Annotated in this window: 5 protein-coding genes; all 5 read left to right on the top strand. The window is 71.0% G+C overall.

Going from position 1 to position 8,784, the window contains the following annotated elements; translation table 11 throughout:
• Positions 1-23 precede the first annotated feature (23 nt).
• The 5 genes from ACZ5GT_RS28815 to ACZ5GT_RS28835 all read left to right on the top strand — a co-directional run bounded on the left by ACZ5GT_RS28815 (position 24) and on the right by ACZ5GT_RS28835 (position 8,648).
• On the top strand, positions 24-1,526 hold the full coding sequence (locus tag ACZ5GT_RS28815) for an FG-GAP-like repeat-containing protein (RefSeq protein ID WP_469031837.1): 1,503 nt from the start codon (positions 24-26) through the stop codon (positions 1,524-1,526).
• 217 nt (positions 1,527-1,743) lie between these two features.
• Positions 1,744-3,294 (top strand): alkaline phosphatase D family protein, encoded by a 1,551-nt coding sequence (locus tag ACZ5GT_RS28820; protein WP_469031838.1) that lies wholly within the window; start codon positions 1,744-1,746, stop codon positions 3,292-3,294.
• A 154-nt stretch (positions 3,295-3,448) separates the two neighbouring features.
• Positions 3,449-4,639, top strand: a complete 1,191-nt coding sequence (locus ACZ5GT_RS28825) for a hypothetical protein (RefSeq protein ID WP_469031839.1) — start codon at positions 3,449-3,451, stop codon at positions 4,637-4,639.
• Between the two features lie 210 nt (positions 4,640-4,849).
• The gene (locus tag ACZ5GT_RS28830) at positions 4,850-6,346 is read left to right on the top strand and encodes a D-ribitol-5-phosphate cytidylyltransferase (RefSeq protein ID WP_469031840.1); all 1,497 of its coding nucleotides are present in this window, start codon (positions 4,850-4,852) and stop codon (positions 6,344-6,346) included.
• Between the two features lie 163 nt (positions 6,347-6,509).
• Complete coding sequence (locus ACZ5GT_RS28835) at positions 6,510-8,648, top strand: hypothetical protein (RefSeq protein WP_469031841.1); 2,139 nt, start codon at positions 6,510-6,512, stop codon at positions 8,646-8,648.
• The last annotated feature ends 136 nt before the right edge of the window (positions 8,649-8,784 follow it).

An 8,784-nucleotide genomic window follows, 5' to 3' on the forward strand; every position in this document is an offset into this window, starting at 1 on the left:
CTCACGAACCCAGGACAGGTTCCATGACCTCACGCACCCGCCGCCCGCGCATCCGCCGCGGGCGGCCGGCGCTCGCCGTCGGCGCGGGTCTCGCGCTCGCCGCCGGCCTCCTCGTCGTCCCCGCCGCCCAGGCGACGGCCGGCGCCGGCCCCAGCGGCAAGCGCCTGCACGACGACTTCAACGGCGACGGCTACCCCGACCTGGCGATCGGCGCGCCCGGAACCGCGCTGGGCACCCTGCCGAAGGCGGGCGCGATCACCGTGCTGTACGGCTCGGCGAGCGGGCTGTCCACCTCCCGCAGGCAGGTGCTGAGCTGGTCCGCCCGGGAGAACGCGGACTCGCCCGAGACCGGGTACGGCTCCGGGCTGCGCACCGCCGACCTCGACGAGGACGGTTACGCCGACCTGCTCTCGGTCGTGTCCTGGACCCCGGTGGACGGCGACCACGGCACGTTCGTCGAGGTCAACTGGGGCGGCCCCAAGGGGCTTTCGGCCCGGCCGACGGTGCTGTCCGGGCTGCCGGACGCCATGGCGATGCGGGACTACACGGTCGCCGACGTGGACGGCGACCACCACCCCGACCTGGTGCGCCTCGGCATCCATCCGGACACCGCGCAGGCGGACGGCGCCGTGGTGCACGGACCGTTCACCCGGGACAGGCCCGGCACCCGGACGACGTACTTCACCGTCGACCCCGACCGCTCCGTGCAGGGCCGGTCCCTCGCGGCGGGTGACGTGAACGGCGACGGCATCGCCGACCTCGTCGTACGCACCAGCAGCCCCGACGAGCCCGACTCGCGCGGGATCGCCCTGCTCACCGGCGGCCCGGCCGGCCTCACCCTCAAGGGCTCCCCGAAGGACGCCCAGGGCCGCCCCGTCGGCGGCGAGGAGGTCGCGATCGGCGACCTGAACAAGGACGGCTACGGCGACATCGTCGTAGGCCACTCCTTCGACGCTTACGACAGCGACATCGAGATGCCCACCGAGGGCGGTGCCCTGGGCGTCGTCTACGGCGGCCCGGACGGCGTCTCCGGCACGCGCGAGCCGGTGTGGATCAACCAGGACACCCCGGGCGTGCCGGGCGTGGGCGAGCGCGGCGACGGCATGGGATCGGGCCTGTCGATCGGCGACACCGACGGCGACGGCTACCTCGACGTGGCCACCGGCCTGCCGGGCGAGGACCTCGACGGCGTCACCGACGCGGGCCGGGTCCTCGTGCTGCGGGGCGGCGCGAACGGACCGACCGGCACCGGCGCCAGGTCCTTCAGCCAGAACACCCGCGGGGTGCCCGGCACCGCCGAGAAAGCGGACCGCTTCGGCGTGGAGACCGCCCTGGTCGACGGCGACGGCGACCGGAAGGACGGACTGGCCGTCGGCGACCCCTACGAGAACGCCTCCGACGGCTCCGTGTGGGTCTTCTCCCCGTCCTCCTCCGGCATCACCGCGAGCGGGTCGTTCTCCTTCGGCGCGGGCACCGTCCGACTGCCCCGCGCCGGCGCCCTGTTCGGCAGGTCCCTCGGCGACTGACGGAGGGCCGGCCACAGGCTCCCCGACCCACGTCCGAGACGTGTGTCGTGACCCGTTGCGACGGAACGACGTTCACCCTGTTGTTCCCGTGTCGCAGCGGGTCTTCTGCTGTCTGCCGATTCGTCATGCGTGCGAGCTTCCGCGTTCAACGGGCGGACCGCCCCGAAGCGTGAGCTTCCACATGTCCAAGAAGCAAGCGAGGCAAGGGAGTTCGCCGATGACCGGCACCAGTTCACCCGACCGACGCCGCTTTCTGACCGCCGGCGCCGCCGTCCTCGGCGCCGCCGCCTCCGCCCAGCTGTGGCTGCCCGGCACCGCCCGGGCGGCCGCGGCCTCCCTGCCCGACGGCGTGTTCGCCCTCGGCGTCGCCTCCGGCGACCCGCTGCCCGACGGCGTCGTGCTGTGGACCCGGCTCGCACCCGACCCGCTGGCCGGCGGCGGCATGCCCGACGAGGTCGTGCCCGTGGAGTGGGAGATCGCCGAGGACGAACGGTTCCGCAAGCCCGTGCGCCGGGGCGTCGCCCAGGCCCGCCCCGAGTACGGGCACAGCGTCCACGTGGACGTACGGGGCCTGCGCCCGAGCCGCGCCTACTGGTACCGGTTCCGCGCCGGCGGCGTGCTCTCCCCGGTGGGCCGCACCCGTACCGCCCCCCACCCGCACAGCCGGGGCGGCTCGCTGCGCGTCGCGCTGGCCTCCTGCCAGAACTGGCAGCACGGCTACTTCACCCCGTACGCCGACATGCTCGCCCAGGACCCCGACGTCGTCCTGTTCGTCGGCGACTACATCTACGAGTCGACGCCGTCGTCGACGGGCGTACGACGGCACGAGGGGGCCGGGGAGCCGTACACCCTGACGGAGTACCGCAACCGCTACGCGCAGTACCGCAGCGACCCCGACCTCGCCGCGATGCACGCGAGCGCCCCCTGGGTGGTCACCTTCGACGACCACGAGGTCGACAACGACTTCGCCGGCGAGATCCCGCAGGACCCCGGCAAGCAGTCGCACGACGCGTTCGTCGCCCGGCTGACGGCGGCCTACCAGGCGTACTACGAGCACATGCCGGTCCGCGCCACCGCCGTCCCGGACGGCCCGCACATCCAGATGTACCGCCGCCTGGAGTTCGGCCGCCTGGCCCGGCTCAACGTGCTGGACACCCGGCAGTTCCGCAGCGACCAGGCCACGAGCCAGGCCGGCGCCGAGGACCCGGCGACGACCATGCTGGGCGCCGCGCAGAAGCAGTGGCTGCTCGACGGGCTGCACGGCTCGCCGGCCCGCTGGAACCTGATCGCCTCGCAGATCATGATGGCCGAGACCGACCTGCAGATCGGCGAGGGCAAGCTCTGGTACTACGACGCCTGGGACGGCTACCAGACCGAACGCAACGCGCTGCTGCGGGAGTTCGCGGACGTCCGCAACCCGGTGGTGCTCAGCGGCGACCGGCATCTGACGATGGTCAGCGATCTGAAGGAGGACTTCGCCGACCCGGGATCCGGCGTGGTCGGCGCCGAGTTCGTCGGCACCTCCATCTCCAGCAACGGCGACCAGGACCAGGCCGCCTTCCACGCCACGTGGGATCCGCGGATGCCGGACAACCCGCACTGGAAGCTGATCGACGCCCACCGTGGCTACCACCTCTTCGACATCCGCCACGACGGCATCGACGCACAGGTGCGGGTGGTCGACACGGTGGTCCGCCCGCAGGCGACGCCGAGCACGCTGGCCCGGCTGCGGGTCGAGTCCGGCCGCCCCGGGGTCGAACAGGCGTGACGCCCTTCGCGCGAGGGGTTCACCGGAGTCCGGGTGAGAACTTCGTGTGAGAAGTCCGGGTGAGAAGTTCGTGTGAGGAGAGGGCCTGGGACTCATCGGTGTGCCAGGTCTCTCTCAGCCGGGTCTCAGGAAGCCCTCTTACCATCCTCTGACCATGGACACGGACTGTACGAGAGACGACACCCGGGTGAACGGCATCGCCCCGCTGCCCGCCGGCACCCGGTTGCTGCACATCGGCCCGCACAAGACCGGGACCACCTCGATCCAGGGCGCGCTGTTCGCCGCCAGGGACCGGTTGCCCGCGCACGGCGTCGTGTTCCCGGCGCACACCAGGCACCCCATGGAAGCCGCGCTGGCCGCCTGCGCCCGGCCCGCCATGATGGGCGACCCGGTGCCCACCGACCGGCACTGGCGCAAGCTCCTCGAACAGGTGAACGCCACCGGCGGGCGCACCTCCGTCGTCAGCAGCGAGTTCTTCGCCGACGCCGAGGACGACGCGACCGTCGCGCGGATCGTCGAGCAGCTCGGCGGCGACCGCGTGCACGTCCTGGTGACGCTGCGCCCGCTGGCGAGGATCATGCCCTCGCAGTGGCAGCAGTACGTGCAGAACGGCCTGCGCATGGACTACCGGAACTGGCTCGAGCACATGCTCAGGAAGGCGCCGTACGAGCAGCCCAACCCCAGCTTCTGGCGGCGGCACCGGCACGACCGGCTGATCGAGCGCTGGGTGCGGGTGGCCGGCCCCGAGCGGGTCACCGTCGTCGTGGTGGACGACCGCGACAAGGGCGGGCTGCTGCGCACCTTCGAGGCGCTCCTCGGCCTTCCGGAGAATCTCCTGGAGCCGGTCCCGGACGCGGCCAACCGTTCTCTTACCCTCGCCGAGACCGAAATGCTGCGGAATCTTAACAAGGAATTCCGCGGCAATGAGCTGCCGGCGGAGCTGTATTCGCGGCTGGTGCGCAACGGCGCGGTGATGCATATGAAGAACGCGTGCAGTCCCTCGCCCGAGGACGTGAAGATCTCCACCCCGGTCTGGGCCCTGGAGGCCGCCGCCGCCATCGGCGCCGAGATGGCCGAGCGGATCGGCGGCACGGGCGCGCGCGTCATCGGCGACCCCGCGCTGCTGTCGGCCGTGCCGGGGCCCGACGTCCGGGACGCGTCCGCCGAGCCGCGGATCGCCCCCGAGGTGGCCGCCCAGGCACTGTACGGGGCGCTCGCCGCGGCCGCCGCGGCGCCCGTGCGGCACACCGACCCGGCCAAGGCGCGTACGGTTCATCAGACGCCTTCCAAGGAACTCGTGAAGGTGCTCGGCCACCGTTGTCTCAAGCGGCTGCGGCGCCGCTGAGCCGTTCGGGCGTCACCCGGCCAAGTGAACTCCCTGTGAAGTCACTCACGGCAATTCCACCGGCGTTATGGGCGGACTCGTCCGTCACCCGCGGTGCAAGATGAATGACAGATGGCGCGCACATATGCGGCGAACGGCGCTCACCTTGCACTGCGGTAACCGCAAGTGGGACCATTTGCACGTTCCCTGTCGCCCCAAGGTAGGTCTCCTGTGTCCCAGCACATAGCCAAGCCCCGTACCACCGCAGTGATCCTGGCCGGTGGCACCGGCCAGCGCGTGGGTCTGTCGATCCCCAAGCAGCTGCTGAAGATCGCCGGCAAGGCTGTCATCGAGCACACCCTGACCACCTTCGAGAAGGCCGACTCGATCGACGACATCATCGTGCTGATGGCGCCCGGTTACGTGCCCGACGTCGAAAAGATCGTGGCCAAGGCCGGGTTCACGAAGGTCAAGAAGATCATCGAGGGCGGCTCGACACGGAACGAGACGACCGAGCGCGCCATCGAGGCCCTCGGCGAGGGCCTGGCCGAGGGCGAGGACCGCAACGTCCTGTTCCACGACGCCGTACGCCCCCTGCTGTCGCAGCGGGTGATCGACGACTGCGTCGCCGCCCTGGAGCGCTACCAGGCCGTCGACGTCGCCATCCCGTCCGCGGACACCATCATCGTGACCCGCACGCACGGCGAGGACGGCGAGTTCATCACCGAGATCCCGGACCGCTCCCGGCTGCGCCGCGGCCAGACCCCGCAGGCCTTCAAGCTGTCCACGATCCGCCGCGCCTACCAGGTCGCCGCCGGTGACCCCAACTTCCAGGCCACGGACGACTGCTCCGTCGTGCTCAAGTACCTGCCCGACGTGCCGATCCACGTCGTCGCCGGCGACGAGTACAACATGAAGGTCACTCAGCCGGTCGACGTCTTCATCGCCGACAAGCTCTTCCAGCTCGCCTCCACTGCCGCCCCCGAGCAGAACGGCGAGGACGCCTACCGCGAGCTGCTGACCGGCAGGACGATCGTCATCTTCGGCGGCTCCTACGGCATCGGCAAGGACATCGCCGAACTCGCCGAGTCCTACGGCGCCACGGTGTACGCGCTCGGCCGTTCCACCACGGGCACCCACGTGGAGAACCCGGAGGAGGTCGACGACGCGCTGTCCAAGGCGTACGCGGAGACCGGACGCATCGACTACGTCGTCAACACCGCGGGCGTGCTGCGCATAGGCAAGCTGGCCGAGACGGACAACGCCACCATCGAGGAGGCGCTGAAGGTCAACTACCTGGCCCCGGTGCAGATCGCCCGTTCGGCCTACAAGTACCTCGTCGAGACCAAGGGCCAGCTGCTGCTCTACACCTCCAGCAGCTACACCCGGGGCCGCGCCGAGTACAGCCTCTACTCCTCGACCAAGGCCGCGATGGTGAACCTCACCCAGGCGCTGTCCGACGAGTGGGCGGGCGAGGCCATCCGGGTGAACTGCATCAACCCCGAGCGGACCGCTACGCCGATGCGGACCAAGGCCTTCGGCCAGGAGCCCGCGGGCAGCCTGCTGTCCTCCGAGGCCGTGGCGCGCACCTCGCTCGACGTGCTGCTCTCGGAGCTGACCGGGCACGTGATCGACGTCCGCCAGCAGGACCCGACGGCGGGAGCGGCGAAGGCCACCGGATTCGAGCAGGCGCTGGCCTCGGTGCTGGACCGTCAGGACGGCGTGTAATAATCGGCCCCAATCAGACTTAGGTTCTTCGGTAATTCAGGCCTCTGAGAGTGCCCGTTAAGCGGGTGTTCGCAGGGGCCTGAGTCCGTACCAGATGCATTACCCGCAAATCCTGCGCATCTTAGAACAAAACGGCACTCCCCCCTCCCAGAGCAGGTTATCCGTGATATCCACCGCTATTCGCGTCGCCCGGGTGGGCAGCGCGGCCGAACTGGCCGCGGCGGTCCTCATGATGCTGGGCTACCCGGCACTCATGCTGGCCGCGCTCATCCCGAGCGTCTACGCCTTCGCGGCAGCGGCCGCCGTGACGTACCTGGCGGACCACTATCTGCACCGCAAGGGCAGCTACCTCGTCAATCGGCTCAGCAAGGTCCGCGCCGGCCTGTCGATCCGCTTCCTGATCCGGCAGCTGCTGCTGGTCCTGCTGCTCGCCCGGCTGTCCCTGTCGGACAACCTGGTCTTCTACGGGGCGATCGCCGGTTTCATCGCCTTCTACGGCCTGCAGGCCCCGCACGGCGCCCTGGTCACCCTGATCCGCAACCGCCGCCGGATGCCGGTCGCCACCCGCAACGTCGACCTGGCCTCCCGCATCCGCATCCCGGACGCCCCGCCGCGCCGCCTGCTCAACCGCTCGGCCGAGAAGATGCTCCACCTCGACCTCGCCGCCGTGGTGGGCGTGCTGGTCTCGGCGGCCACGGACTCGCCGGTGGCCGCCTTCACCGGCATCGGCCTCACCCTCGTGCTGGGCTGCGGGTACGTCCTCGCGCTGATGCCGTACGTCCGCGGCCGGAAGACCCCGCCGAACGCGGAGAAGGTGCTGGCCGCCGTCGACGACTGGCTGCGCGAGTACCAGCCGCAGACGGTGCTGTACTTCTCCGGCTCCCGGGACTCCGCCTATCAGGTCAACATGTGGCTGGAGACGATGGAGCAGCTCGACTCCCGGCCGCTGGTCATCCTGCGCGAGCGCGTCATCCTGGCGAACCTCGCGCCCACCACGGTCCCCGTCGTCTGCGTGCCCGGCGGTGTGCACCTGATGAACATGGACCTGTCCACCGTGCGGGTCGCGCTGTACGCGGCGAACGTCGGCAAGAACATCCACCTGCTGCGCGTGCCCACCATGAAGCACGTGTTCATCGGCCACGGCGACAGCGACAAGCTCGCCAGCGTGAACCCCTTCAGCAAGGTGTACGACGAGGTGTGGACCGCCGGCCGCGCGGGCCGCGACCGCTACGCCATAGCGGACGTCGGCGTGCGCGACGAGGACATCGTCGAGGTCGGCCGCCCGCAGCTGGCGCCGATCCAGACCTGGCGCGGCGCGTCCGGGGCTCCCCGAGGCGAGGCCGCCGACGGACGCTGCCCGACGGTGCTGTACGCGCCCACCTGGGAGGGCTGGGACGACAACCCGGGCAACACCTCGATCCTGCTGGCCGGCGAGAACATCGTGAAGAAGCTCGTCACCGCCGACCCGCCGGTCCGCGTCCTGTACAAGCCGCACCCCTTCACCGGCACCCGCAGCGCCGATGCCAAGGCCGCCCACCAGCGCATCACCGCCCTGGTCGAGAAGGCCGCCGCCGGGCGGACCGCCGACTCCCGCTTCACCGCCGACGCCGCCGCCCAGGACCGCGCCAGGGCCGAGCTGGCCCGTGTCGAGGCCCGGCTGGCCGAGCTGGCCGGTGCCGCCGGCGACCGCGGCGACGAGGCCGAGGCCAGCCGCGACGGCGTGGCCGACCTGGCGAAGCACGAGGAGATCGCCCGGCTGCGCGACGAGTGGAACGACGCCTACTGGCGCTCCTTCCCCGACTGGGAGCACCGGGTCATCACGGGCGCCGAGCCGCGCCTGTACGACTGCTTCAACGTCTCCGACGCGATGGTCTCCGACATCTCCAGCGTGGTCTCCGACTTCATCGCCAGCGGCAAGCCGTACGCGGTCACGGACTCCGCCGAGCTGGGCGTGGAGGAGTTCAAGCGGCAGAACACGGCGGTGCGCGCCGCGGTGATCCTGTCCAACAGCGCCGCCGAACTGGGCGAGCTGCTGGCCGCGGTCCGGGACCCGGCCGCCGACCCGCTGGCCGAGGACCGCAAGGAGCTCAAGCAGTACCTCCTCGGCCCGGACGAGCCGGCGTCCATCGTGCAGTTCAACGGCGCGGTGGCCGACCTGGCGCTGAAGGCCCAGACCCGCAACCTCGGCCAGGAGTCGCGGGCCGCGGCCGGCGCCGCCGGGGCCGACGAGCTGTCGGACGCGCTGTCCGCGCAGCAGCCGGTGGCGGCGAACGGCGACACGGACGGCGCCACGAGGCGCTGACCGCACCCCCGCCGGACACGCAGGGCCCGGGGGGGGGGGGGGGGGCCCCTTGGTTCGGGGGCCTTTCCCCTCTCTCTTTTGTTTTTTTTTTTTTTTTTTTTCTTTCTTGTCCCTTCCCCCCCCCTCGTGGGTCTCC

It is taken from the genome of Streptomyces sp. NPDC031340, assembly GCF_055569945.1.

Excerpts from the sequence above, each read along its gene's own strand:
- ACZ5GT_RS28825 (WP_469031839.1), top strand. The coding sequence starts at position 3,449 with ATGGACACGGACTGTACGAGAGACGACACCCGGGTGAACGGCATCGCC.
- ACZ5GT_RS28815 (WP_469031837.1), top strand. The coding sequence starts at position 24 with ATGACCTCACGCACCCGCCGCCCGCGCATCCGCCGCGGGCGGCCGGCG.
- ACZ5GT_RS28820 (WP_469031838.1), top strand. The coding sequence starts at position 1,744 with ATGACCGGCACCAGTTCACCCGACCGACGCCGCTTTCTGACCGCCGGC.